The 26,564-nt window shown below is 67.9% G+C and carries 21 protein-coding genes and 1 riboswitch; of the genes, 9 read left to right on the forward strand and 12 right to left on the reverse strand.

What is annotated here, in order from left to right:
* Positions 1-185: 185 nt before the first annotated feature.
* Positions 186-1,919: an oxalyl-CoA decarboxylase gene (oxc, locus tag A5773_RS16255; protein WP_067791579.1), complete on the forward strand. Its 1,734-nt coding sequence runs from the start codon at positions 186-188 to the stop codon at positions 1,917-1,919.
* Here oxc and A5773_RS16260 read toward each other — a convergent pair.
* Positions 1,903-2,835 carry a LysR family transcriptional regulator gene (locus A5773_RS16260; RefSeq protein ID WP_067791603.1) on the reverse strand — a complete coding sequence of 311 codons (933 nt, stop codon included), beginning with the start codon at positions 2,833-2,835 and terminating at the stop codon, positions 1,903-1,905. The genes oxc and A5773_RS16260 overlap by 17 nt on opposite strands.
* Positions 2,836-3,014: 179 nt before the next feature.
* On the opposite strand from A5773_RS16260, the gene A5773_RS16265 reads away from it, so the two are divergent.
* Both A5773_RS16265 and car read left to right on the forward strand, forming a co-directional pair.
* On the forward strand, positions 3,015-3,770 hold the full coding sequence (locus A5773_RS16265) for a L,D-transpeptidase family protein (RefSeq protein ID WP_067262126.1): 756 nt from the start codon (positions 3,015-3,017) through the stop codon (positions 3,768-3,770).
* Positions 3,771-3,885: 115 nt separating this feature from the next.
* Positions 3,886-7,476, forward strand: coding sequence for a carboxylic acid reductase (car, locus tag A5773_RS16270; RefSeq protein WP_067791581.1), 3,591 nt, complete (start codon positions 3,886-3,888; stop codon positions 7,474-7,476).
* 11 nt (positions 7,477-7,487) lie between these two features.
* Here the strand turns inward: car and A5773_RS16275 are convergent, their stop codons facing one another.
* Positions 7,488-8,096, reverse strand: coding sequence for a hypothetical protein (locus A5773_RS16275; protein WP_067262150.1), 609 nt, complete (start codon positions 8,094-8,096; stop codon positions 7,488-7,490).
* 128 nt (positions 8,097-8,224) lie between these two features.
* On the opposite strand from A5773_RS16275, the gene A5773_RS16280 reads away from it, so the two are divergent.
* On the forward strand, positions 8,225-9,187 hold the full coding sequence (locus A5773_RS16280; protein ID WP_066957314.1) for an NADP-dependent oxidoreductase: 963 nt from the start codon (positions 8,225-8,227) through the stop codon (positions 9,185-9,187).
* A gap of 73 nt (positions 9,188-9,260) precedes the next feature.
* On the opposite strand, the gene A5773_RS16285 is transcribed toward A5773_RS16280, so the two are convergent.
* Positions 9,261-9,470 (reverse strand): hypothetical protein, encoded by a 210-nt coding sequence (locus A5773_RS16285; RefSeq protein WP_067791583.1) that lies wholly within the window; start codon positions 9,468-9,470, stop codon positions 9,261-9,263.
* A gap of 281 nt (positions 9,471-9,751) precedes the next feature.
* Positions 9,752-9,923, reverse strand: a riboswitch (M-box (ykoK) riboswitch).
* Positions 9,924-10,049: 126 nt separating this feature from the next.
* Here A5773_RS16285 and A5773_RS16290 point away from each other — a divergent pair.
* Positions 10,050-10,709 (forward strand): O-methyltransferase, encoded by a 660-nt coding sequence (locus tag A5773_RS16290; RefSeq protein WP_066957312.1) that lies wholly within the window; start codon positions 10,050-10,052, stop codon positions 10,707-10,709.
* On the opposite strand, the gene A5773_RS16295 is transcribed toward A5773_RS16290, so the two are convergent.
* From A5773_RS16295 to A5773_RS16325, 7 genes are all read right to left on the reverse strand, one after another.
* A complete protein-coding gene (locus A5773_RS16295) occupies positions 10,706-12,709 on the reverse strand; it encodes an acyltransferase family protein (protein WP_067791585.1) in 2,004 nt (667 codons plus the stop codon). The genes A5773_RS16290 and A5773_RS16295 overlap by 4 nt on opposite strands.
* A gap of 228 nt (positions 12,710-12,937) precedes the next feature.
* Positions 12,938-14,128, reverse strand: coding sequence for a CaiB/BaiF CoA-transferase family protein (locus tag A5773_RS16300; protein WP_066946507.1), 1,191 nt, complete (start codon positions 14,126-14,128; stop codon positions 12,938-12,940).
* On the reverse strand, positions 14,121-15,050 hold the full coding sequence (locus A5773_RS16305) for an SDR family NAD(P)-dependent oxidoreductase (RefSeq protein ID WP_066946502.1): 930 nt from the start codon (positions 15,048-15,050) through the stop codon (positions 14,121-14,123). Before A5773_RS16305 ends, A5773_RS16300 begins: the two co-directional genes overlap by 8 nt.
* The gene (locus A5773_RS16310; RefSeq protein ID WP_066946499.1) at positions 15,050-16,891 is read right to left on the reverse strand and encodes an NAD(P)/FAD-dependent oxidoreductase; all 1,842 of its coding nucleotides are present in this window, start codon (positions 16,889-16,891) and stop codon (positions 15,050-15,052) included. Before A5773_RS16310 ends, A5773_RS16305 begins: the two co-directional genes overlap by 1 nt.
* On the reverse strand, positions 16,888-18,063 hold the full coding sequence (locus A5773_RS16315) for an LLM class flavin-dependent oxidoreductase (protein ID WP_066946495.1): 1,176 nt from the start codon (positions 18,061-18,063) through the stop codon (positions 16,888-16,890). Before A5773_RS16315 ends, A5773_RS16310 begins: the two co-directional genes overlap by 4 nt.
* The gene (locus A5773_RS16320; protein WP_066946491.1) at positions 18,060-19,436 is read right to left on the reverse strand and encodes an SRPBCC family protein; all 1,377 of its coding nucleotides are present in this window, start codon (positions 19,434-19,436) and stop codon (positions 18,060-18,062) included. Before A5773_RS16320 ends, A5773_RS16315 begins: the two co-directional genes overlap by 4 nt.
* A 15-nt stretch (positions 19,437-19,451) precedes the next feature.
* Positions 19,452-20,312, reverse strand: coding sequence for an SDR family NAD(P)-dependent oxidoreductase (locus tag A5773_RS16325; RefSeq protein WP_066946488.1), 861 nt, complete (start codon positions 20,310-20,312; stop codon positions 19,452-19,454).
* A gap of 148 nt (positions 20,313-20,460) precedes the next feature.
* On the opposite strand from A5773_RS16325, the gene A5773_RS16330 reads away from it, so the two are divergent.
* From A5773_RS16330 to A5773_RS16345, 4 genes are read left to right on the forward strand one after another with little or no spacing between them, the layout of a single operon-like run.
* Positions 20,461-22,065, forward strand: a complete 1,605-nt coding sequence (locus A5773_RS16330; RefSeq protein ID WP_067265614.1) for an SMP-30/gluconolactonase/LRE family protein — start codon at positions 20,461-20,463, stop codon at positions 22,063-22,065.
* A gap of 9 nt (positions 22,066-22,074) precedes the next feature.
* Positions 22,075-22,824 carry a GntR family transcriptional regulator gene (locus tag A5773_RS16335; RefSeq protein WP_066946482.1) on the forward strand — a complete coding sequence of 250 codons (750 nt, stop codon included), beginning with the start codon at positions 22,075-22,077 and terminating at the stop codon, positions 22,822-22,824.
* A 9-nt stretch (positions 22,825-22,833) separates the two neighbouring features.
* On the forward strand, positions 22,834-24,432 hold the full coding sequence (locus tag A5773_RS16340) for an AMP-binding protein (RefSeq protein WP_067265619.1): 1,599 nt from the start codon (positions 22,834-22,836) through the stop codon (positions 24,430-24,432).
* A gap of 1 nt (position 24,433) precedes the next feature.
* A complete protein-coding gene (locus A5773_RS16345; RefSeq protein ID WP_067265623.1) occupies positions 24,434-25,207 on the forward strand; it encodes an SDR family NAD(P)-dependent oxidoreductase in 774 nt (257 codons plus the stop codon).
* Between the two features lie 3 nt (positions 25,208-25,210).
* Here A5773_RS16345 and A5773_RS16350 read toward each other — a convergent pair whose 3' ends face one another.
* Positions 25,211-25,669, reverse strand: a complete 459-nt coding sequence (locus A5773_RS16350) for an SRPBCC family protein (RefSeq protein WP_067265625.1) — start codon at positions 25,667-25,669, stop codon at positions 25,211-25,213.
* Positions 25,666-26,532 carry a rhomboid family intramembrane serine protease gene (locus A5773_RS16355; protein ID WP_082948263.1) on the reverse strand — a complete coding sequence of 289 codons (867 nt, stop codon included), beginning with the start codon at positions 26,530-26,532 and terminating at the stop codon, positions 25,666-25,668. Before A5773_RS16355 ends, A5773_RS16350 begins: the two co-directional genes overlap by 4 nt.
* Positions 26,533-26,564 lie beyond the last annotated feature (32 nt).

Below are 26,564 nucleotides of genomic sequence, written 5' to 3' on the forward strand. Positions count from 1 at the left end.
AATATCGATTCGCTCACGACCGATAACCGCTGGCTATCGACGCCGCGGAACCCGGCCGGCCAGCACCGATAGACGGCGTGAATCGCGGCATAGCGGCTTGGTCTTGGACACCCGCGGGGCGGCCGCGCCAGAGTATGGGCTGAGGCTTTTACCTCACCTCCGACCACACATGAGGAGTCGGCACCATGACCGCAGTTTCGGCATCTCCGGGCCAGGAGCACGAGCCCACTCGCTTGATCGACGGCTTCCACCTGGTGGTGGAAGCGCTCAAGGCCAACGACGTGGACACCATCTACGGGATCGTCGGCATCCCGATCACCGACCTCGCCCGCGTCGCTCAGGCGTCCGGAATCCGATACATCGGCTTCCGGCAAGAGACGTCGGCCGGTAACGCCGCCGCAGCAGCCGGATTCCTGACCCGCCGACCCGGCGTGTGCCTCACGACATCGGGGCCCGGTTTCCTCAATGGGTTGCCGGCACTCGCCAACGCCACGGCGAACTGCTTCCCGATGATCCAGATTTCGGGCTCCAGCAACCGGGCGCTGGTCGATTTGCAACGCGGTGACTATCAGGAAATCGACCAGCTCAACGCCGCACGGCCGTTCGCGAAGGCGGCCTATCGGATCAGCCGGGTCGAGGACGTCGGGCGCGGCGTCGCGCGTGCCATCCGCACCGCGATCTCCGGCCGTCCCGGTGGCGTTTACCTCGACATCCCCGGCGACGTGTTGGGTCAAGCCATGGACGCCGCGGCCGGTGCGGAGACGGTCTGGCGGATCGTCGACCCCGCGCCCCGGCAGCTGCCGGCGCCCGACGCGGTCGAGCGCGCGCTGCGGGTGCTGGCGCAGGCGCGGCGACCCTTGATCGTGCTCGGCAAGGGCGCGGCATATGCCCAAGCCGACAACGTGATTCGCGAGTTCGTCGAGGCCAGCGGCGTTCCTTTCCTGCCCATGTCGATGGCCAAGGGGTTACTCCCCGACTCCCACCCGCAGTCCGCCGCGGCCGCCCGCTCGCTCGCGGTCGCACGCGCGGACGTCGTGTTGCTGGTCGGCGCCCGGCTGAACTGGCTACTCGGCCACGGGGACTCGCCGCAATGGTCCGCCGGCGCCAAGTTCATCCAGGTCGATATCGCCCCGTCGGAGTTCGACAGCAACCAGCCGATCGCCGCGCCCCTGGCCGGCGACATCGGCTCGGTGATGTCGGCGCTGCGCGACGGCCTGGCCGCCCACCCCCTCGCGGTGCCCGCCGAATGGACCAAGGAGCTAGCCGAGCGCACCGCCCGCAACGACGCCAGGATGCGCGAGCGCCTGACCGAAAACCCCCATCCCATGCGCTTTTACAACGCGCTGGGTGCGATCCGCGCTGTGCTGCAGGAAAACCCGGACGCTTACGTGGTCAACGAGGGAGCCAACGCCCTGGACCTGGCCCGCAACGTCATCGGTATGGAGGTGCCGCGGCACCGCCTCGACACGGGAACATGGGGCGTCATGGGCATCGGCATGGGCTACGCCATTGCGGCCGCCGTCGAAACCGGTGACCCCGTGATCGCGATCGAGGGTGATAGCGCGTTCGGCTTCAGCGGGATGGAAATCGAGACCATTTGCCGCTACCGGCTTCCGCTGACCGTCGTCATTCTCAACAACGGCGGTATCTACCGCGGCGACGAAGCAGCGCGGGGATCTGATCCGGCGCCCACCGTCCTCAACGCGCGGGCCCATCACGAGCTGCTCGCGGAAGCCTTCGGCGGCAAGGGATATCACGTCACCACCCCGGCGGAGCTGCAGTCGGCGCTGTCCGAGTCGATCGGCTCTCGGATGCCGTCGATCATCGACTGCGAGCTCGACCCGGCGGCCGGGGTGGAAAGCGGGCATCTGGCGAGCCTGAACCCGACCAGCGCGGTAGCGGTCAGCGCCCGTGGGTGATTCGCGATAACTGCGCGTCGAAGAACTCGTCCAGCGACAGCTGCGCCGCGGAGGAGGCGAGCGCGCGGGCGATGGGCGACCCCGGCCCGGCGGAATTGGTGGCCAGCGCGACGTCGGCCTTGAGCACCGGGTCGACCATTTCCACCGCGCGCACCTCCCGCCCCAGCGGCGACGTCCACAACCAGGTGTGCGGCACGATGCATGCCCAGTTCCCGGCGGCGACCTGAGCGAACAGCGAAGCGACGGAGTCGGTTTCGACCTGCGGAGTCACTTCGATGGCATGGTCGGCGAAAGCCTTGTCGATGATCTGGCGGTCCCGCATCTCGGGTGTGAGCAACGCCAGCGGCAACTGCGCGGCCTCCGGCCAGGTCATCGTCGAGGCCCCGGATCCCAGCATGTCCGCGGGCGACAACAACACATAGTGCTCCTCGTAAAGCGGCACCAGGTTCACGTCGTGGGCCTCGTCGGGCGCCGCGTGCACGATCGCGGCGTCCAGTTCGAATTCGCGTAGCCGCCGGTACAGTTCGGTGCCGGACAACCGGGAAAGGATGTGCACCTTCGCCAACGGGTGCGCCGAACAGAACGCCGAGAGCACCAGGGAGGCGGTCGTCGAGGCGGTGGGGACCGTGCCCAGCCGCAGCATCCCGGTGATGCCAGAGCGCACGGCATGCACCTCGGACTTGAAGGCGTCGTGCTCGGCGAGAATCCTCTTGGCCCACACCACCAACCGCTCGCCCTCAGGTGTGAGGCCCTCGAAGCTGTGCCCGCGATTGATCAGCGTGACGTTCAATTCCCGTTCCAGCTTGGCGATCGCGGCGGAAAGCGCGGGTTGGGATACGAAGCACTTTTCGGCCGCGCGGGCGAAGTGGCGCTCCTGCGCGACCGCGACGAAGTACTCCAGCTGACGGAAGAGCACCCGCACCTCCTCGCCCTCCGGGCAGTGATTTCTGAGGCTAACGCGTCGCTAGGCCGCCAGCCAATCCAGCGGGCCGAGGGGCGACCGGCGAAGCCACAAATGTTTGCTGAAAGCGACAACGCGGGTACAGCCGGTAGAATACAGTCGTGTTAATCGCACCATCTCGAAGGGCGGACGCTATGGTTCGTGGTGTTCGTTATCTATTTGTTATGGTCGCGATCACGGCGATCGGCCTGGTCGCGCCGATCGGTCGCAGCCACGCGTCAATCCCGGTACCACCGCCCACCCCGGCGATTGCCTCGGTTTTGCCGGCCAACGGCGCGGTGGTCGGCGTGGCGCACCCGGTCGTGGTGACGTTCACCGCACCGATCACGGATCGAGGCGCCGCCGAGCGGTCCATCCACGTCACGTCGCCGAACAACACGCCCGGACACTTCGAGTGGGTCGAGAACAACGTCGTGCAATGGGTGCCGAACCAGTACTGGCCGGCCCACACCCACGTTTCGGTGGGCATTCAGGCCCTGACCACGGGCTTCGACACCGGTGACGCGTTACTCGGTGTCGCCAGCATCTCCGCGCACACCTTCACCGTCAGCCGAAACGGAGAAGTGCTGCGCACCATGCCGGCGTCGATGGGCAAGCCCAGTCGGCCCACGCCCATCGGCAACTTCACCGCCCTGGAAAAGCAGCGCACCGTGGTCATGGACTCGCGCACCATCGGCATCCCACTCAGCTCGCCCGAGGGGTACAAGATCACCGCCTCATATGCGGTTCGCGTCACCTGGAGCGGCGTCTACGTGCACTCGGCACCCTGGTCGGTCGACTCGCAGGGTAATGCCAACGTGAGTCATGGCTGCATCAATCTCAGTCCCGACAACGCCGCCTGGTACTTCAACCAGGTCAACGTCGGCGATCCCATCCAGGTCGTGGCATAGCGGCGCTGCCCGCGCCCTCCGCTCGCCGGTGTGACAACCGTCACAACCATTGAACGGAAGACTGGCCCGCAACGGTCGGTTCCCGGTAGACGAGGATCCGAACGGGAGGCTGGCCATGACCGGTGATGCGGAACAACAAGAGTCCACCATCGAGGGTTCGATCAGTCCGGTACGGAAGCGGGTTGCCGAACGTATTCGCCAACTGGACGCGACGGACGAACAGTTCCGCAGCACCAAACCGAATGCCGCACTGCAACGAGCGGCGCGCGAACCGGAGCTTCGCCTGACACAGATCCTGCAGACCTTCGTCGAGGGCTATGCCGATCGTCCGGCGCTGGGTTGGCGGGCACGGTCGCTGGTCGCCGATCCCGCGACCGGCCGCACCACCGCGCAGCTGCTCCCCCGGTTCGACACCATCAGCTACCGAGACCTGTGGGCGAACGTGGGCGCGATCGCCAGCGCCTGGCAGCACGACGCCGCCGATCCGGTGATGCCTGGAGACTTCGTCGCCACAGTGGGTTTCGCCAGCGCGGAATACCTGACCCTCGACCTGGTGTGTGCCTATCTCGGCCTGGTGGCGGTGCCGCTGCAGCACAATGCGGCGGCCTCACGGTTGCAGCCGATCGTCGCCGAGGTGGAGCCGCGGGTGCTCGCGGCTGGTGCCGGCTACCTGGATCTGGCCGTCGAGGCAGCGCTGGGCAGCACGTCGTTGCGGCGCGTGGTGGTTTTCGACTACTCCCCCCAAATCGACGATCAGCGCGAGGCTTTGGAGCGCGCTCGCGTGGAGCTGTCGGCGGCCGGGATGGCGGTGACGATCGAGACGTTCGACGAGTTGATCGAGCGGGGCCGCACCCTGCCGCCCGAGCCGGCATACACCGGTGACACCGATCAACGCCTGGCCATGATCATGTACACCTCGGGGAGCACCGGACTGCCCAAGGGCGCGATGTACACCGAGCGCATGCTGTGCAAGCTGTGGACCAACGAGCTGATGCCCGACTTCGCGGACACGCCCGTGTTCAACGTCAACTTCATGCCGCTCAATCACCTCGGTGGCCGGATACCGTTGTCGACCGCGTTCCAAGCGGGCGGCACCAGTTACTTCGTTCCCGAAAGTGACCTGTCCACGCTGTTCGACGACTGGAACCTGGTGCGCCCCACCGAAATGGGGTTGGTGCCGCGGGTTGCGGAGATGCTCTACCAGCGCTACCAAAGCGCCGTCGACCGGCGGGTCTTCCAGGGGACCGACCCGGCGTCCGCCGAGGCCGAAGCGCGGGCTGAGTTGCGCGAGCAGGTTTTGGGCGGACGCATCATCACCGCGTTCTGTGGCACCGCGCCGCTTGCGGCGGAGATGCGCAGTTTTGTGGAGGCCTGCCTGGACGTGCACGTCCTCGACGGCTACGGCCTGACCGAGGTCGGGATGGTGACCAAGGACGGCCGGATCGCCGCGCCGCCGGTTCTGGGATACAAGCTCATCGACGTTCCCGAACTGGGTTATTTCCTTACTGACAAACCTTTCCCGCGGGGCGAGCTGCTGGTCAAATCGCTGACCGCGACGCCCGGATACTTCAAGCGCCCGGATGTCACCGCCAACGCCTTCGACGAACAGGGCTACTACCGGACCGGGGACGTAATGGCCGAGCTGGAGCCGGGCCGGCTCGCTTACGTCGATCGGCGCAACAACGTATTGAAGCTCGCCCAAGGCGAATTCGTCGCCGTCGCGCGCCTGGAGGCCGTGTTCAGCAGCGCGGCCCTGGTTCGCCAGATCTTCGTCTACGGCAACAGCGAACGCCCGTACCTGTTGGCGGTCGTGGTCCCGACCGCCGACGCGCTGGACAGGTTCGCCGGCGACGGCGACGGGCTCAAGGCCGCCCTGCGCGAATCACTGCGCCAGTCAGGCAAACTCGCCCAGCTGCAGTCCTACGAGGTGCCCGTCGACTTTCTCGTCGAGGCCGAGCCGTTCAGCGAGGACAACGGGCTGCTGTCCGGGGTGGGCAAGTTGCTCCGGCCGAAGCTCAAGGAGCACTACCGCGAACGGCTCGAGCAGTTGTATGCGGAGCTGGCAACCAACCGGGTGACGGAGCTCCGGGCGCTGCGCGAGGGGGTGGCCGACCGTCCGGTCATCGACACGCTGGCTCGCGCCGCCGAAGCGCTGCTCGGCCTGGCCGGCGGCCCGCCCGAACCCGATGCCCTGTTCATCGAACTCGGCGGAGATTCCCTGTCGGCCTTGACCTTCTCCAACCTGCTGCGAGACATCTTCGACGTCGAGGTGCCGGTCGGCATGATCATCGGCCCGGCCACCGATTTGGGCCAGCTTGCGGAATACGTTGAGGCCGAACGCCGAACGGGGTCCAGGCGAACGACATTCGGGTCGGTGCACGGGCGGGACGCCACCGAGGTCCGCGCCGCTGACCTCACCCTCGACAAGTTCATCGACGCGAAAACATTGGCCGGCACCCCGGCCTTGCCGCGAGCCACCGGCACCCCGCGCATCGTCCTGTTGACCGGCGCCAACGGTTATCTGGGCCGCTTCGTGTGCCTGGAATGGCTGGAGCGGCTCGCCGAGACGGGCGGAAAATTGGTCTGTCTCGTGCGTGGCACCGACGCGGCGGCCGCCACCAAGCGGCTGGAGGATGTCTACCGCAGCGGCGATCCGCATCTGGTCGAGCGGTTCCGCGAGCTCGCGGCCGAACATCTCGAGGTCGTCGCCGGCGATATCGGTGAACCGAATCTGGGGCTGGACCAGCCAACGTGGGACGGGCTGGCCCGCACCGTGGACTTGATCGTCCACCCGGCGGCGCTGGTCAACCACGTCCTGCCCTACGATCAGCTGTTCGGGCCCAATGTCGTTGGCACCGCCGAGGTTGTCCGCCTGGCGATCACCACCCGCATCAAACCGGTGACCTACCTGTCGACGGTCGCGGTGGCCATGTCCGTCGATCCGGCCGACTTCAAAGAGGACGGCGACATCCGCACGATCAGCCCGGTCCGGCCGGTCGACGGCAGCTACGCCAACGGGTACGCCAACAGCAAGTGGGCCGGCGAGGTGCTGCTGCGCGAGGCGCATGACCTGTGCGAGCTTCCCGTCGCCGTCTTCCGGTCCGACATGATCCTCGCCCACAGCCGCTACGCCGGACAGCTGAACGTGCCGGATGCCTTTACGCGGCTGATCTTCAGCTTGCTCGTCACCGGCATCGCACCGTCGTCGTTCTACGAGACCACCGACGCCGGTGGCCGGGCCGTCGCACATTACGACGGGCTGCCCGCCGACTTCGTGGCCGAAGCGGTGACCGCGCTCGGCGAGCAGATCGCGACCGCCGCCGACGACACGGGATCCGTCGGGGTGTTTCGCTCCTATGACGTGATGAACCCGCACGACGACGGGATCTCGCTGGACGTGTTCGTGGACTGGCTGATCGCCGACCGTCACGACATCCGGCGCATCGACGACTACGACGAGTGGCTCGGTCGCTTCGGCACCGCGCTTCGGGCTCTACCGGACAAGCAGCGCCAACAGTCCGTGCTGCCGTTGCTGGATGCTTACCGGAAGCCGGAGAGGCCGCTGCGTGGCGCGCCGGCCCCGACCGAGGTCTTCCGCGCAGCGGTCCAGGCCGCCAAACTCGGTGCGGACAGAGACATTCCGCATCTGTCGGCGGACTTGATCGCCAAGTATGTTTTCGATCTGCGATTGCTCGGCCTGCTGTAGACGCGGCGCGCCTAGCCGGGCAGCGCCTTCTTGATGGCGGCGTCCTGCTTGCGCCCGATATCGACGGCCACGGCCGGATTGATCGGATCGCCAGGCGCGCTGTGGAATTCGAGGTTCACCAGCGCTCTGCCCTCGCTGAACAGCAACACCGTCACCGATTGCGCTGTGTCGGGCGATGTGCCGGAGATGATGGTCCCGTTGGAGCCGACGTCGATCGGCTGCCACGTGCCGTTGACCGTGCCGCCGTAATTGGCTCGGGTCCTGTCGATTCCGGCCGCCGCCGTCGCGGGATCGGCGACGATGAGGATGCTGTCGCCGATTCGACGGCTGTGGTCGGCGCTCGCGAACAGCTGAGCCACACCGGGCGCATTGTTGGGGTTCAGCACGGGCGGTTGCGGGGCGGTGAGATCGCCGCCGATGTCGGCCGGCTTGATCAGGAGTGCGCTGTAATCCATGGGTTGGCCCGGCGACGGGCTGGAGACGCTGGAACTCATAGAGCGCGCAGCGGAACTCGAGTCAGTGGGGGACGCGTTGTTGCCGCCCCCGCAGCCGGCAAGCGTCGCGCCGGCCATGACGGTGGCCACCGCCCATCCGGCGGCATCGATGCGAGCAACCTCCATGGCCATTCCTTCCACGTCCTGGCCGGCGGCGCACTCGAACGTGCGCCCGCGCGACGGTGAGTGGGTACCCGTTTTCCAGCGCCTATGCTGGCGTCGGTGGCCATGGGTGCGGCGGGGAGGAGATCGAGATGACGGTTGCGACTGCGCGCGCCGTTCGGTTCGACCGGTACGGGGACCGCGAGGTGTTGTACGTGGCGGACATCGACATGCCCGTCCCCGCGGCCGGTGAGGTGGTCGTCGAGGTCCGCGCCGCCGGGATCAACCCCGGCGAGGCCGCCATCCGAACCGGGGCGATACATGAGATGTTTCCCGCGACGTTTCCGTCCGGCGAGGGCAGCGACCTCGCCGGCGTGGTGACCGCGCTAGGCCCCGGGGTCACCGAATTCTCGGTCGGCGACGAGGTTTTGGGGTTCAGCTTGCGCCGCTCCAGCCACGCGACCCATGCCGCGGTGCCGGTCGGCCAGCTGATTCGCAAACCGGCCCAACTCAGTTGGGAGGTCGCGGGTTCGCTGTACGTAGTCGGCGTGACCGCGTACGCGGCCGTCCGCGCGGTGGCGCCGCAACCGGGTGAGACCGTGGCCGTCTCGGCGGCGGCCGGCGGGGTGGGCAGCCTCGTCGTGCAGCTTCTGGTGCTGCGCGAGGCGCGGGTGCTCGGCATCGCCGGACCGGGCAACGCCGACTGGCTGCGGGCTCACGGCGTCACCCCGATCCCTTATGGCGACGGCCTGGCCGAGCGGCTGCGCGAAGCGGCGCCCACCGGGATCGACGCGTTCATCGATCTGTTCGGCCCCGACTACGTGCAGCTCGCCGTCGACCTCGGCGTCGCACCCGAACGAATCGACACCATCATCTCGTTCCAGAAGGCCGGCGAAGTCGGCGCCAAGACCGAAGGCAGCGCCGAGGCGTCGACCCCGGAGGTGCTGGCCGAGATGGCCGACCTCGTCGTCAGCGGCGCCATCGATTTCGAGGTCGCCGCCACCTATCCGCTGGATCGGGTCGCCGACGCCTACGAACAATTGGAGAAGCGGCACACCCGCGGCAAAATCGTTCTGCTGCCGAACGATTCGATCCATAGCAGAGCCATCCCGTAGTTCTGCCCGCCCCAACGCGCCGGCGCCGACGGCCTCGGAAGAGACGAGGGTCGTGGTGTTCTCGTGGAATCCGTCACCGCCGGTTGCCGGTCGAAGCGTGCCCGCCCAGCGAGGCGGTGACGACCGCGATCGGCATCCGTGACACGTACAGGTTGGCCCGCTCCTGGGGAGTCAGGGTGGTCCGCGCGTGCACCTTGCCGACCAACAGCCGCGCCGAGCGGAGCAACGCCCGTCCGCGCCCCCCGGTCCGACCGTGAACGCGGTGTGTGACAACAAATGCCATGATCTTCTCCTTTGGGAAGGTCCGATCGGCTCAGCTCATGGCGCGGGGTAGGGGCGGCAGCTCGCGGGCAGGCATTGCGCGCGAATCACCGGAACGCCCGTGAAAGCTCAGGCGGCAGAAGGAATGCCGGAACCGGATCGGGACAAGACGGAATTGGGATACGGACTATCGCTTGGACTGGTCTCGCTCATCTCGCCCTCACCTCCTCACGGCCACGACACACGCGGGTGTCACACATCACCTGAAACGGGAGAGGCACGAACGCCGGCGACGTGCCGGCCGACGCACCCCTCTCGTCGGAGCTTCGGCACTGCACGGCGTATCCGAAACTTCCGGAAGCCACTTGGGCTCAACCCTTGGGTCCGGGAAGAGCTGTCCTGACCCGGGGCGTCTCTCGACGTTCGGGGTCAGTGGCCTGTGTCCATGCAGACGCCTCACCTACCGAGGTGCTTGCGAAACCCTTTCTACACCGCGGTTCAGGGCCCGTCAAACTGATTGACATATCCCTTACGGCGGCTCACCGCCGCTCCGACCTGCGCGCGGTCGGTCGCCGGCCACCGCGCGCCTACCCTCGACAGCATGGCCAACACTCTGCAAGATCCGAAGGTCGCGACCGTGCTCGACCGCATGTATACCGAAGCGAAGAACCAGATGTCGCTGTTACGTCAGCGGCATGGCGACTTCGACCGGCCGATGACGGCGCAGGAGCGCGCCGACGCGATGAGCGAGTTCTACATCCCGGTCACTCCCGAAGCGGGCCGGCTGCTGTACGCCCTGGTGCGTGCGACCCGCCCGGGCACCGTCGTCGAGTTCGGGATGTCGTTCGGCATCTCCGCGCTCCACCTGGCGTCGGCGGTGCGGGACAACGGCGCCGGGCGGGTGGTGACGACCGAACTCAACGACAGCAAGATCGCCGCCGCTCGGAAGACGTTCGCCGAAACCGGCCTGGACGAGGCGATCACCATCCTCGAAGGGGACGCGCTGGCCACGCTGGCCGAGCTGGACGGGCCGATCGACTTCGTCTTGCTGGACGGTTGGAAGGACCTCTATCTGCCGGTGATCGAGCTGCTCGAACCGCGGTTGTCGACGGGCGCATTGGTGGTGGCCGACAACACCAGCGCCGCAGACACCCAGCCGTATCTGGACCGGGTGCGCAATCCCGCGAACGGCTACGTCAGCTTCAACTTTGCGGTACGGGACAGCGACAGCATGGAAATCAGCTGCCGCACCGGCGATTAGCGCAGGGATTCCTCGAGCCACGGCGTCAACCACTTCACCGCTTCGGGGGTGAGGTGTACGCCGTCGCTGCGCACCTTGATGCCGTCGACCTTGGCGGTGTAAACGCCGTCCGGACAGAGCTTTTTGTTCAGGTCCAGGATTTGCACATTCGGATGGTGGCTGACGGTCTTGCGCAGCATGGTGTTCCACAGGTTCACCCGGTCGGGCTGATCCTCCGGATACAGTCGGCCGTCCGGCTTTTCGCCACCCCTGCTGTACGGCACGGTGGCGACCACCACTCGAACGCCGGTGGAGCTGACGATGTTCAGCGCCCGCTCCAGCTCGCCGTTGAGATACGCGTCGAAGGTGGGGTCCCCGATGTGTGTCCATTGCCCCTCGTTGACGCGGTCGACGGTTTCCCAGCGGCCGATGATCAGCAGCGCGACGTCCGGCTGGTCCTGGCTGACCTGTTTCGACCATCGAATCGGCCAGCCGTCGCATTCGGCTCTCTGCTCCAGGGTTTGGCCGATGTACCGATACGGCGTGCCGCGCACCAGGCTGCAGCCGATGACGGTGTGGTCGAGGAACGCGAATCCCGGCGTGGGTGGCAGGTAGTGCATCCATGTCCACCCGATCGAATCGCCGAACACCGAAACGGTGAAGGGCCGGTTGGGGTCCCGGGGGCCGGGCGGGCGGCTGCCGCCCGGCGGGGACGGAGATACCGCTGCGACCGCAGAGACTCCCGGCGGCAGTCCCGCCTCACGCAGGCCGGGGCCGGTCCCCACCGGAACCACCAGCAGGGTCACCGCGGCGGCGCTGGCCACCGTCGCCGCCGCCAGCGGCAGCAGCGGCACTCGCGCGGGCCGCCAGCGCCGGATGGGTTGCTCGATCAGCCACCACGACGCCGCGGCCAGCACCACCGTCGCGCCGCACCGGGCGGCGAAGAGTGGCAGTCCACTCCAGCCGGTGCGTTCGCCGTTGAGCGCCAGGAAGATCGGCCAGTGCCACAGATAGACGCCGTAGGAGATGGTGCCCAGCCACACCAGGGGTGGTGCGGCCAGGACGCGGGCTACCGGTCCCCGCTGTTCCAGGGCCACCGGCGCCACCACGAGGACGGCGGCGATCGCAACCCCGATGAGCAGCCCGTGGCGGAACTCGCCGCTGCTGCCGGTGGCGTAATGGGTCGCCGCCGCGAGGCCCGCCAGGCCGGCGAGCGGTAGAACGCGCGCGACCCGCCGGGCCCACCGGGTCCGGATCAGGCACCAGCCCCGGTTCAGCGACGGCCAGTCGCGGACCAGCAGGGCCGCCGCCGCGGCGCCGGTCAGCAGCGCCTGCGCGCGGGTGTCGGTGCCGAAATAGACTCGGTCGCGGGTGTCGTCGGACACCATCCCCATGGCGATCGCGGCCGAAGCCAGCGCCCCCACGGTGGCGATGACGAACATGGCGAAGCGGACTCCGCCCACGGTGGCCCGGGTGGAGCGGCGCCTGGCCCGCGCGGCCAGCAGCAGCGTCACCGCGATCAGCAGCACCGGCCACACGAAGTAGTACTGCTCCTCGACCCCGAGCGACCAGGTGTGCTGCAGCGGCGAGGGCGGGGCGCCCTGCGTGAAGTAGTCGGTCTTCTGGGCGACGAACCGCCAGTTCGCCATCCATACGAACGCCGCGATGGCGTCGTCGCGCAGGCCGGTGAGGGACCGATCGGGAAGCAGTTGGCGGGCCGCCGCCACGGTGAGCACCATCAACATCAGGGCCGGCAGCAACCGGCGCGCACGGCGAATCCAGAAGCCGGTCAGCTCAATCCGGCCGGTGCGTCCCAGCTCGTCCAAAAGCAGCGAGGTGATCAGAAACCCGCTGAGCACGAAGAAGACGTCGACGCCGATGAATCCGCCGCTCACCCCGGGGATGCCGCCATGGCCGACCAGCACCAACGCGACCGCTATCGCGCGTAACCCGTCGAGCGCGGGAATGCCGCTGCGCCGCTCCGGCTTGTCCCAGATCGCCAGCCGACCGGCCCTGCGCACGGGAGCGACCCAGCGGGGCTGCCGAGCACGACAGGCCGGCGCGGGATTGGTCCCGCCCGGCTCAGCGCTCGCGGTTAGCGCGCCCTGACCACCATGTCGCCCGGCGCCATAGTTGATGCCGATACGTCGCTGCCCCTCCTCTTGATCGGAGCCAGCTTAAAGGCGACGCGGCCGGATCGACCGGAGACACGCGAAGACCTGCTTCGCTTTTGGCCGGTGTCGCGCGTGCTATACGGGCCCGGCCGGTTTCACGTCGGCGTTCACGTCGACCAGGGCCAGCCCGAGCTCCTCGAGTACCTCTTCGGTATCCGCGCCGAGCTCCGGGGCCGGCCCGGCGACGCGGCCCGGCGTGCGGGAAAACCAGGTCGGCACACCGGGGAACCGCACCGGGCCGTGCTGCGTGTGCACGGTCTCGAAAAAGCCGACGGCGTTGAGGTGCTCGTCGTCGAACAGGGTCGCCGGGCTGGCCAGCGACGCGGCCGGTATCTCGAGTTCGCGGAACAGATCCAGCCACTCCTGCGTCGTCCGCTGCGCCATCGTCTCGGCCAGCAGCGCGTACACGGCGTCGATCTGGCGCGCGCGCCGCTCGAGTGTGGCGTACAGATCGCTCTGCCACGGGGGCCGCACCGCGGCCATGAAGGCGGCCCAATGCTTGTCGTTGTAGATCAGCGCGGCGATGTAGCCGTCACTGGTGCGGTACGGCCGCCGGTTCGGCGCCACCGTCCGCGGATACACCGCGGGGCCCAGGGGCGGATCGAACATGGCGCCGTTGGCGTGTTCGACGAGCATGAACGACGCCATCGTCTCGAACATGCCGACTTCGACCTCTTGTCCCTCACCGGTGCGCTCGCGATGGAACAGCGCCATCATCGTGGCATAGAGCGCGGTGAGGCCGGCGACCTTGTCGGCCATGATCGTTCCGACGTAATTTGGTTCACCCGTCAACTGCTCTTGGACGAACGGCAACCCGCACGCGGCCTGGATGGTGTCGTCGTAGGCGGGCAGGTCCCTGTTGGGGCCGCGCCGGCTGTAGCCGTAGCAGTTGGTGTAGACGATGCCCGGATTGATCGCCGCCACCTCGTCGTAGCTGAACCCCAGCCGGGCAACCGCTTTGGAGCGCATCGAGTGGATGAAAACGTCGGACCGTTCGATGAGCGCGCGCAGGACGGCCTTGCCCGAATCCGACTGCAGGTCGACGGTGATCCCCCGCTTGCCGCGGTTGACATTGACGAAGACGCCACCCATGCCCCGGGCCGGCCCGACCGACACATAACGCGTGTCGTCACCTTGCGGGGGTTCGACCTTGATGACGTCGGCGCCCATGTCGGCCATGATCTGCGTGCAGTAGGGACCCATCACCATCGCCGTCAGGTCGACGACGCGCACGCCCGTGAGCGGGCCGGGCCCGCGGCTAGACATTGCGCACGCCTTCGTTGCGCGCCGCGGTTCCGAAGCTGTAGCGGATGTGCTCGCCGTGACCGTCGGGCACGACGGGAAACACCAGGGGCGCGGCCAGATAGCGGACGGCGTCGATCTGCTCGGCCACGTCCTCGATCGACCATGACGATCGATGCACGCCGGGGGTCTCGGCGATCACCGCGCGGGCCACGCGGCCGGCGATGGCAACCAGGATCTCGCCGGTGACCGGGCAGCTTTCGTGTGCCAGCAAGCCCACCACGGGCGCAACCAGCTCGGTGCCCATCGGCGGATAGGCCGAGATATCCAGTCCCTCGGCCATTCTCGTCACCGCCGACGGCACGATGACGTTGCAGAGCACCCCGTCGACCGCGCCTTCCAGCGCGACGACGTTGGACAGACCGAGCAGGCCCGCCTTGGCGGCGGCATAGTTCGCGACGCCGTGGTTGCCGTACAGGCCGCCGATCGACGAGGTCAACACGATGCGGCCGTAGTGGGCGTCGGACATGAGTGGGAACGCCGGCCGCACGACGTGGAAGGCGCCCCGCAGGTGAACGTCGACGACGGCATCGAAGTCCTCGTAGCTCATCTCCTTCAGGGATCCCCGCCGGACGTTGCCGGCGTTGTGGATCAAGATGTCGATGCGTCCGTAGTTGTCCAGCGCGGCTTGGATGATCGCCTGGCCGCCCTGCGGCGTGATGACCGATTCGGTGCACGCGACCGCGTCGCCGCCCGCGGCCCTGATCTCGCTCACCACGTCGTGCGCGGGACCGGCGTCGGCGCCCGAGCCGGTCAGTGCGCCCCCGGTGTCGTTGACCACGACCTTGGCTCCGCGGGCGGCCAACAGCAGCGCGTACTCGCGGCCCAGCCCCCGGCCGGCGCCGGTCACCACCGCCACCCGATTGTCGAATCTCAGTTGCGCCATTACGATCCCAGCACGAGGCCGTCCAGGTCACCCTTGGCGCGCCATTCGGCCAGCAGGTCACTGAAGGCGTAGAACCCCGGCCCGTACGGTTCGCCGAGGTGGGAGCGGATGCCCTCGCCACCGCCGCCACCTTCGTTGTTGTAATAGCCCGGCGTGCACTCCATGTCGAATTGGCTGTTGTCGATCGCCGTGTCCTTGACCGTCTGGCACCACTGGTCTTGGGCGGCCTCGCTGGGTTCGACGGTGGTCGCGCCGCGGGCCAGGGCCTCGGAAATGATGTAGGCGATGTGCTCGCCCTGCAGTTCATAGTTGGCGGCGATGTTCGCGGAGATGCCCACCTGGGTGAACCCGGTGAAGAACTGGTTGGGAAAGCCGCGGCTCGTCATCCCGTGCAACGTCTGGTACCCGTCGTGCCAATAGTCGAAGAGCGACACCCCGTCGCGGCCTTCGATCGCGTCGATGGAATACCGGCGGCTGATCTCGGTCGTGATCTCGAAGCCGCTGGCGTAAATGATGCAGTCGACCTCGTACTCAATACCGTTGGCCACCAATCCATTCGCGGTCGCCCGCTCGACGCCCTTGCTGGCCGACACGTCGACCAAGGTCACGTTGGGACGGTTGAAGGTCTGCAGGTATTCGTCGTTGGTGGTCGGCCTCTTGCACAGGAACCGATAGTAGGGCTTGAGCGCTTCGGCGGTCTCGGGGTCCTCGACCAGGCTCTCGACCCTGCGCCGGAGCCGCTCCATCACTTTGAAGTCTTCCTCGTCACGGATGGCCATGAACTGCTCCGGCGTCATAGCGGCCGGATCGGCCAGCGCGAGGACCCGCGCCGCGGTGTTGCGGCCCAGCTCGGTCCAGAAGTCGCAGACCAGATCCGGCTGGCCCAGCGCCATCCCCTCGAATGTCCAGGCATGGAAGTTGCGCTGCCGCTCCTTCTGCCAGCCCGGCTTGAGCGTCTTCACCCACTCCGGATCGGTCGGCGCGTTGTTGCGCGCACCGACGGAAGAGGGCGTGCGCTGAAAGACGTAGAGGTGCTTGGCATGCCGGCCCAGGAACGGCACGATCTGGATGGCCGTCGCCCCGGTGCCCACCACCGCAACGCGTTTGTCGGCGAGCTTGTCCAGCCCACCGGATGTGTCCCCGCCGGTGTACTCGTAGTCCCAGCGCGAGGAGTGGAAGCTGTGGCCCTTGAAGTCATTGATTCCCGGTATGCCCGGCAGTTTGGGCCGGTGGAACGGCCCCGAGGCCATCACCACGAAGCGCGCCCGGATGTCGTCGCCGCGGTCCGTGCTGATCCGCCAGCGCTTGCCGGGCTCGTCCCAGTGCAGCTCGCGGACCTGGGTGGAGAAGATGGCCGAGTCGTAGAGCCCGTAGTGCTTCCCGATGCGCCGGCAGTGGTCGTAGATCTCGGCACCGTCGGCGAACTTCTTCGACGGAATGAAGTTGAGCTCCTCGAGAAGTGGTACGTAGCAATAGGACTCGTTGTCGCACTGGATGCCCGGGTACCGATTCCAATACCAGACCCCGCCGAAATCGCCGCCCAGCTCGATGATGCGGACATCGTCGACGCCCGCCTTCTTCAGGTAGGCGCCACACAGCAGGCCACCGAAGCCGCCGCCGATCACGGCGACGTCGATGTCCGCCGAGATCGGGTCCCGCACCAACGGCGGTGAATGCGGATCGGTTTCGTAATATCCGGCGAAGTCGTCGACGAGTTCGACGTACTGCTTGGATCCCTCCGGGCGCAGCCGCTTCTCGCGCTCCCGGCGGTACTTCTCGCGCAGCGCCTCGAAGTCGACGTCGTCCGGCGTCTGCGATGGCGGGCAATCCGGGTTGGTCATGCCAGGGCGTTCTCCGGTAGGGCCGCGGCGTGCAGGGGTGCGTCCATCTTCTGCACGGCGGGCAGCACCTCCTTGGCGAACAGTTCGGTGCTGGCCATCGCTTCGGCGTAGGGCATGGTGCCGAACTGCGGGACGATCGTCAGCTCCGCGAACGAACACGCCTCCTGGGCGGCCTTGATCCGGTTGAAGATCTCCTCCGGCGTCCCGATCAGCAGGTTGGACGCGTGGTAGCCCGGCGTCTTGGACGGGCCGGCCTTGGCGTCACCGGTGACGGACGAAGCGAGGACGGCCGTCGCGGTCGCCTCCCGCGCGGCGTAGGCCTCGTAACCCTTGACGCCCTTGAAGTTTGCGGCATCGGCGAACCCGTAGTGCACGGTGACGTCGCGGTTGGCCGTCCAGATCCACTCCTCGGATGCCGCGGGGTCACCGGTGGTGCAGTACATGAACATCACGTTCTTCGGCTGGCAGGGCGGCAGGCCCTCCTCCTTGCGGAACGTGTTGACCTTCTGCACTTCCCGTCCGGCGTCCTCGATCGGCTTGTTGCCGACGAAGAGCGGGACCATGCCGCGGCGGGCCAGGATCTCCAGCGACTCGGCGGTCGAGGACGAGCTGTAGATGCGTGAGAAGAGGTCGCTGCTAAGCGGTTCGGGGCGCAGTGACATCTCGGGGACCTTGAAGATCTCCCCGTCGTAGGAGAATCGCTCACCGGAGAACGCCAGCTGCAGGATGTCAAGGGTCTCGTTGAACCGCTGCCTGCTCTCCTCCCGCGGCACGCCGACGGCGTCGAACTCTCCCTTCGAGACCCCGCGGCCGATCCCGATCGTGGTGTAGCGGCCGTTGGAGAGGATGTCGAGGTAGGCGATTTGGTGCGCGAGCCGGACGGGATGCCACCACGGCGCGACGGCGACGAAGGTGCCCAGGGCGACCCGCTCGGTGCGGCCGGCGAAATAACTGAGTGCCTGAATGGGGTTGGGCGTCATGCCATATGGCGTCCCGCAGTGCTCGGGCATCCAGATGCCGTCGAACCCGAGCGGCTCGGCCAGGTCGGCGATCGCCAGGGTCGCCTGGACGCACTCCCAGTCCGGGGTGGCCGGCGGCCGGCTGAAATCTTCGGCGAGCACGCGGTCCCAGTCGTGGGAGTTGTGTGCGCCGAAACCAAGATTGACCTTCATCGTTGTATCTCCGTTGCTAGTTCCTTCGGGGCACCGGTGCCCAGGTACCGGGCGAGGTTGCGGTGCAGGTTGGCGGTGCTGCGTTCCATGTACGGGTTGGGCTTGGGGCCGCGGAAGCCGTACGACTTCATGCCTTGCTGGACGGCGGCCATGTTGGAGAAGTCCTGGGGCAGCACGCTGCGCCAGTTCGGATCATCCGGCGGTGCGTACACCCATTCGGTTTGCGGCTCTTCGCCTTTGGGGTAGAGCTCGTAGCACGAGGCTTCGAAGATGCACTTGTCGGGGTCGTAGCCGAAGGGGCGGGCGCTGTAGCACAGCGCGGTGGTCAGGCCCTGGCCGATCTGGAAGTTCGGGAAGATCTGCCACGCGGTCCCGCTCTTGGCCAGGTGTTCGGGGTCGATGGTCGGCCACTCGACGCCCCGCGCGGCGTCGTCGCGCCGCGCCGACGACAGCCAGTGCTCGAGCACCCGGCCGGCCGGGGTGTCCGCGGGCAGTTCGTCGACCAGCCGGCGCGCCGCCTCCACCAGGGTCCTGGTGGTGGTGGCGTTGGTTTCCTCCAGCGTGTAGACCTGCATCTCGGCCGTCGAAATCCGCGGGTCCGCACCGGTGCCCAGGCGGATCTTCGATTTGGTCTCTTCGAGCCCCTTGGGCGCGTCGTAGCCGATGTTGCTGTGCTTGCCCTGCGCCATCGCCCAGCCGCGGAAGTTGCCGAATTTGTTGAACTGCGGATGAGTGGTGGCGACGTGGTAGGTCTCGTTGAAGGCCTCCATCGCGACCTTCCAATTGCATTCGAAATGCAGCCATTTCCGCCATTTGCAGCGCATGTCCTGCAGGCGGAACGGGTCGAGCATGGTCGCGGCGGGCTCGAGGTAGTCCCGCAACGGCTCGCACGCCGGATCCATGTTGATCCAGACCCAGCCGCCCCAGGTGTCGACGTTGACCGGCGCCAGGTGGGTGTTCTCCGGCGTCAGGGCGCCCTGCCAGTCCTGCCGCTCGGGGACGTGGGTGCAGGCGCCGTCCTGGTCGTAGGTCCACCCGTGAAACCCGCACACGAACGACTTCTTGTGGCCGCAAGCGTTTCTCGCGCCGTCCGGGGTGTCGACCAGCCTGCGGCCGCGGTGCATGCACACATTGTGGTGAGCCTTGAGCGTGTCGGATCCGGTGCGGATCACGACGACGGAGTCGTCCAGGATGTCGTAGGTGAGGTAGCTACCGACCTTGGGCAGGTCTTCCACGCGCCCGACTTGCTGCCACACCTTGCGCCAGAGCTTGTCGCGCTCGGCGCGCAGGTATTCCTCGGAGAGGTAGGCCTCCACCGGGATCGTGACCGGTTCGGTCAGCTCCTCAGGCGCGGCCGCGCCGTTCTGTGTCATCGGGTCCCTCGCTTTCTACCCGTCCCAGCGCGTGATCGCCGCGCGGAATGTTTCGTCCTTGAGGAACACCGAGGTGTTGTCGGCGCCCAGGTGCCCCCACTTGAGGTTCAATCCGCCGTCCACCAGGAGTGTCTGTCCGGTGATGTAGCTCGACAGGTCCGACAGCAGGAAGAGGACCGCGCCGGCCACCTCCGCGGGCCGCCCGCGGCGACCCATCGCGATGGCGCGGCGGTCGCGTTCGGGATCGGAGTCGACATAGGTGCCCGACGCGGGTGTCTCGGTCACGCCCGGCGCCACGGCGTTCACGCGGATCGGGGACGCGCTGTCGGCCAGTTCGAGCGCCATGGTGCGGGTTGCCGCCACGATCGCGGCTTTGGCCGTGCCGTAGGCGATGTGGAACGGCGCCGCGTTCATGCCGCTGATCGACGAGATCGACACGATGGAGCCCGGACGGTCGTGGCCCTTCAGTTCCGCGGCCACCGCCTGACTCATGAAGAACATCGTTTCGAGGTTGCGGGTGAACAGGTCGCGCCAGTCGGCGCGCGTCACCCGGGTCAACGGCATCCACGTCGACGGGTCCGCGCCGCCGGCGACGTTGACCAGCCCGTGCAGTTCACCGTCGGCCCCCCGCACGGCGTCGATCGTTGCGCGCACCCCGTCTTCGGTAGCGGCGTCGGCCGCGACGGGCACGACGGCCAGGCCCTCGGCCTGCAGCGGCCCGAGGTGCCGGTCGAGGTTGTCCTGCCCCCGGCTCACCGCGACTACGGTCGCGCCGGCCTCGGCGACCATGCGGGTGACGATGGTCCCGATGCCACCGCCAGCCGCGCCGGAGACCACGACGATGCGCCCGTCCAGGCTCAGCAGGCCGCCTACCATCGGGTCAACCAATTGTCCGGACAAGATAATGATGTGCACTCATCAGAGAGCATGATTCTCTCGGGTATGGCGGCCCGTCAAGTGCCGGATCGAATCGGACGAAGGCTATTGTCTGGACTATTGGTCGATTGCTAACGTGCGAGCGGTGATGGCCGGATTGTCACAGTCGCAGGGTCGCTTCTCCCCCGAGCGGGCGCCGAGCGTGGCCGATGGCTTCCGTCTCGCCCGCCTGACGCCCCCGAGCCGGCTCTTCGGCGCGAACGGCCTGCGCACCGGCCCGGACGGCCGCATCTACATCGCCCAGGTGACCGGCAGCCAGATCAGCGCCCTCGACCCGGCGACCGGTCGGCTGGACGTCGTCAGCGCCAAGGGCGGCGACATCATCGCGCCCGACGACGTGGCCTTCGACCCGGACGGCAACCTGTTCGCGACCGAGGTCATGGACGGCCGGGTGAGCGTGCGCGATCCGGCGGGCCGCACCCGGGTGCTGCGCGACGACGTGCCGTCGGCCAACGGCATCACGTTTTACCGGGACCGGTTGTTCATCGGCGAATGCCGCGACGGGGGCCGCCTGCTCGAGCTCGACCCGGCGGGCGGCGCGGCGCGGGTGCTGCTGGAGAACGCGCCGTCGCCCAACGCGATGGAGGTCGGGCCCGACGGCATGCTGTATTTCCCGCTGATGGGGGCCAACGAGATCTGGCGCATCGACCCCGGCGGCGGCGACCCCGAGCGGGTGGCCGGTGACCTGGGTGTCCCCGACGCGGTGAAGTTCGATTCCCGCGGGCGCATCGTGTCGACGCAGGTGCACAGCGGCCAGGTGCTGCGCATCGATCCAAGCAACGGCGACCGGACCGTGCTGGCCACGCTCAATCCCGGACTGGACAACCTGACGTTCCTCGGTGAGCGGTTGTTCGCCTCGAACTTCACCGGCGAGATCACCGAGATCCTCGGCGACGGCCGTACCCAGACCGTCCTGCCGGGCGGGCTGAATTGGCCGCTGGACCTGGCGGTCGGTTCCGACGGCAATCTCTACATCGCCGATGGGACGTACTTTTATGCGCTCCTCTCCGACGGTTCGTTGCGAACCGCCGGAATGCTTTTCAGCCCGGGCTATCCGGGCTTCCTGCGCGGGATTGCCGCCGTGGCCGACGGCGAGTTCGTCGTCACGACATCCAACGGGCAGGTGGCCCGCTATCGACCGGCCGGCGGCGAAAGCCAGGTGCTGGCAGAGGGTTTCGATCAGCTCTACGGGGTTGCGGTCGCCCCGGGTGGTGCCGTGCTGACGGCGGAACTGGGCGCGGGACGGGTGCTGTCCATCCGGTCGGGCGCGGTCGAGGTGGTCGCGACCGGGCTCAGCGAACCGGTTGGGGTGGCCATCGCCCCCGATGGGGGATGCCTGGTCTCCGAGGCGGGCGCCGGGCGAGTGGCCCGACTGGGCGGCGCGGGCGGCACGGTATGCGACGGCCTGCAGCGGCCCCAGGGCATCCTGGTGCGCGACGGGCAGCTGTACGTCGTGGACGCGGGCGCCAAGCAGTTGGTCGCCGTCGACCTGGACACCGGCGCGCGCCGCACCATCGCGTCGGGCCTGCCGGTGGGTGCGCCGCCCGGCGTGACGCCCAAGCCGCTGCGTGGCATGCCGCCCTTCTCCGGGCCGCAGGGCCCGTTCGCCGGTATCGCCGCCGGTCCGGACGGCACGCTGTACATCTCGGCGGACGCCGACGGCAGCGTGCTGGCATTGCGGCGGGAATCCTGAAGGGGCGAGATGACCGAAACCAGAGTCGTCGACCACCGGTACCTGCAGGTCGCCCGCACGTTGCGGAAAGAGATCGTGGAAGGCGTCTATCCGGTGGGCTCGCAATTACCGACCGAACACGAACTGTGTGAGCGATTCGCGGTGAGCCGCTACACCATTCGGGAGGCGCTGCGGCGCCTGCGCGAGGACAACCTGGTGTCGTCGCGCCCACGAACCGGAACCCTCGTGGTGCCGCGGCCGTCGGCCGACTCCTACGTCCAGCACGTCATGTCGATCAACGACCTGCTGGCGTTCGCGACGGACACCCGATTCGCCATCGAATCGGTCGCCATGGTCACCATCGACGACGAACTGTCCGCCCGGACCGGGCTGACGACCGGCGAACAATGGCTGACCGTGCGCGGCTTCCGGCGAACCGTCACCAGCGACTCTCCCGGGTCCGCGCTCTGCCGCACCGAGTACTACATCAACCGCGCGTTCGCCGGCGTCGGCCGGTTCCTGCAGCGTCACGAGGGCCCCATCTTCCCGCTCATCGAAGACCTGTTCGGCCTCAGCGTCGTCGAGGTCCAGCAGGAGATCGCCGCAGTGGTCATCTCCCCGGACCTGGCGGCCGGGCTCGAGATCGATTCGGGCACACCGGCATTGCAGGTGCAACGGACGTACACGACCTCCGACGGGCGGGTCGCCCAGGTCACCATCAACACCCATCCCGCATCGCGCTTCCGGCACTCGATGACGATGCGGCGGGTTCGTGGCTAAGCTGCCGCAATGGCATCCACCCGGAAGCTGATCGGCGGGCGGCGGGTTCGGTGGGACGACGAACGCGCCGCCGAGGCCTACGCGCGCGGTTGGTGGGTCCCCGGCACGCTGGCCGACGCGCTGCGGGAGGCCGCCGAGCGCACGCCGCAGCGGGTGGCGCTGGTCGACGGGGACCGGCGGCTGGACTGTGTGAGCCTGTACCGACAGGCAACGGCGCTGGCGCACGCGCTGCACGCGCGGATCCCGCCGGGCAGCGTGGTTTCCTTCATGCTGCCCAACTGGCACGAGGCCGCGGTGATCTACCTAGGCAGCACGCTGGCGGGGCTGGTGGCCAACCCCATCCTGCCGTCCATGCGCGACCGCGAACTCCGGTTCGTCCTGGAAGACGCCGACAGCCGAATGATCTTTGCCCCAGCGCAGTTCGGGCATCACGACTATGCGGCGATGCTGGGCCGGGTGACCGCGCAACTGGAGTCACCGCCCGAGGTCGTGCTCGTGCGGGGTGGCCCGGATGGGCATGGCGTCCCCTACGAATCGCTGCTCGAGGAGCGGCCTTCACGCGCGCCGTTGCCCACGCTGCATCCCGATGCCGTCCGCATGATCCTCTACACGTCGGGCACCACGGGACGTCCGAAAGGTGTTCTGCACAGCCACAACTCGATCCACGCGCTGATCCGTCAGCTCGGTGAGCACTGGCTCGTCGAGCCGGGCGACGCGTTCCTGGTGCCGTCGCCGATCGCGCACATCGGCGGTTCCATCTACGCGTTCGAATGCCCGCTGCTGCTGGGCACGACCGCGGTATTGATGGACCGGTGGGACGGCGACGACGCCGTCGCACTCATGCAGGCCGAGCGGTGCACACACATGGCGGGAGCGACACCCTTCCTGGAACACATGCTGGCCGCCGCGGAGCGCGCCGGCACCCGGCTCCCGGATCTGAAGCTGTTCGTCTGTGGCGGCGCGTCGGTGGCGCCCGCGCTGATCCGCAGGGCCGCGGCCTTTTTCGAGTCGGCGATCGTCACCCGGGTGTACGGGTCGACGGAAGTCCCGGTCACCACGATCGGGTCGGTGCGGGACATCGATCACGCCGCCGACACCGACGGTCGCGTCGGCCTGGCCGAGGTCAAGCTGGTCGACGGGGAGATCCGCGCGCGAGGGCCGCAGATGCTGACCGGCTACCACCACCTCGAAGACGAAGCGGACGCCTTCGACGAGGAGGGCTTCTTCCGCACCGGAGATTTGGCGCGATGGCTCGACGACGACTACCTGGTCGTCACCGGGCGCGCTAAGGACATCATCATCCGCAACGGTGAGAACATCTCGCCGAAGGAAGTCGAGGACATCCTCGCCGGCCACCCCGGCATCGCGGAGATCGCCGTCGTCGGGCTGCCCGACGACCGGACCGGGGAACGGGCCTGCGCCGTCGTGGTGCCCGCGGGCGGCCCCGGCCTCGATGTGGCCAGCCTGCGCGGCTTCCTGGAAGAGTCGGGGCTGGCGCGGTTCAAAGCCCCTGAGCAGCTGGTGCTTTGGGATGTGCTGCCCAAGAACGACGCGGGGAAGATATTGAAGCACCGGATCAAGGCGGCGCTCATAGAGGCGGAGCAGTGACATGCAGGTAGCGATGGTGACGGGGGCGAGCGGCGGCATCGGCTTCGGCTGCGCGGCCAAGCTCGCCGAGGCGGGCATGGCGGTCATGGCGACCGGGAGAAGCGACGAGAAGCTCGCCGGGCTGGCGCGCCATATCGGCGACCCCGACCGGGTGGCGACGGTGGCCGTCGATCTCACCGACGACGATGCACCCAAGCGGATCACCGACGCCGCCCTAAACAGGTGGGGCCACATCGACTTTCTGGTCAACATCGCCGGGATTGGCAGCCCCAAGCCGGTGCACGAGACGGACGATGAATCGCTGGACCATTTCCTCGGATTGATGTTGCGGGCCCCGTTCCGCCTCATCCGGGAGGTGTTGCCGCACATGCCTCCCGGGTCGGCGATCATCAACGTCACGTCGACCTTCGCCGTGGTCGGCGGCCTGCGCGGCGGAGCGTATTCGGCGGCCAAGGGCGGCCTCACGGCGCTGACCACCCACATCGCCTGCCAGTACGGGGCGCAGGGGATACGTTGTAATGCAGTGGCGCCCGGGGTGATTCAGACGCCGATGACCGAGCATCGCCTGCACGACGAGCGGTTCCGGCGGATAAACGCCGAGATGACACCGCATCAGCGCCTGGGCACGGTCGACGACGTGGCAAGCACGGTGGCGTTCCTGTGCTCGCCCGGTGGGGCCTTCATCAACGGCCAGACGATCGTCGTCGACGGCGGGTGGAGTTCGACGAAGTATCTGTCGGAGTCGGCGCTGACGTCGGAGTGGAAGCCGCGCTGATCATCATGTCTCGAAGTGCCGGCGGATGCCGGCCAGCATCTCGATGTGCGCCTTGACGGCCTCGCGTGTCGTCATCGGGGCGAGCAGCCGGGGCGCCGCTATCCGGATTCGCTCGGTGACACGGGTGCCCGCCGCGATCGGTTCGAAGCTCACCGTCCCGCGCAGGTGAACCCCCGGGGACTGGTCGGCCTCGGTCAGCACCGCGCCCACCGCCGGCACCCGCAGCCGGGCCCGGTAGGTGATGGTCACCCTGAATGGCCCCAACGGAATCCGGTCCCGAACCCGATAGCTGTGCACGACACCGTCCGCGGTCTCGGTGCGCGACAGCGTCTCCACGGACACGATCAGCGGGTGGACGAGCTTGATGTTGTCCAGGTCCACGTAGAAGTCACGAACTTCGCCCGGCGGCGCGGGCACGTCCTCGGTCAGCGTGCGCTCGGCGTGGGCGACCCACCAGCTCATGCGGAGAACTCTGCGAGCAATTCCGCCGTGCGCCACCAGATCAGCACGGCGAACGCCGCCAGCACCACGATCGTCACCGCGGCCTGAACCGCGTTGCGCCGCTGTGGTGGCGGGTAGACGTAGGCCGCGGCGACCAGCCCGCCCGTGACCAATCCGCCCACGTGCGCCTGCCAGCTGATGCGTTGCGAACTGATAAGCGGGACAACGAAAGTGAAGACCAGGTTGATCGCGATGACCGCGACCGCCCAGCGGACGTCGACGGCCAGCCGTTTGCCCACCACGAAGGTGGCACCGAAGAGACCGAAGATCGCCCCGGAGGCACCCTCCGTGGCCGTGTCGAGCGGCGACACCAGGTAGACCAGCACCGAGCCGCCCAACCCACCGAGCGCGTAGAGCGCGCCGAAACGCAATCGGCCCAGCCACATTTCGAGCGGCGGCCCCACCACATAGAGCGCCCACATGTTGAACAGCAGGTGCGTCGCCCCGTAGTGCAAGAACGCCGACGTCACCAGGCGGTAGAACTGGCCGTCGGCGACCGCCGGCGGCCAGAGCGCGAGCTGCCTTTCCAGCTGCCCCGACGCCATCTGCAGCACGAACGCCGCCACGTTGATCGCGATCAGGGCGTACGTGAGCACCGGCGTGGCCGACCGCTGCCGCCCGCCGAAGCGGGTCCGCGGCTGCCGGATGGTGCGGGCGCCCGCCCGGACGCACTCCACGCACTGCTGACCGACGGCTGCTTCCCGCATGCAGTCCCCGCAGATGTAGCGCTCACAACGGTTGCAGCGGACGTACGTCGGCCGGCCGGGGTGCCGATAGCAACTGGGGGCCGCGGGCGGCGAATCCGGTGGGCTGGGTGCGCTCATCGCCCCATTCTCGCCCGCGCCGACTGGCCGGG

The organism is Mycobacterium sp. 852014-52450_SCH5900713 (genome assembly GCF_001667075.1).
GTDB lineage: Bacteria > Actinomycetota > Actinomycetes > Mycobacteriales > Mycobacteriaceae > Mycobacterium.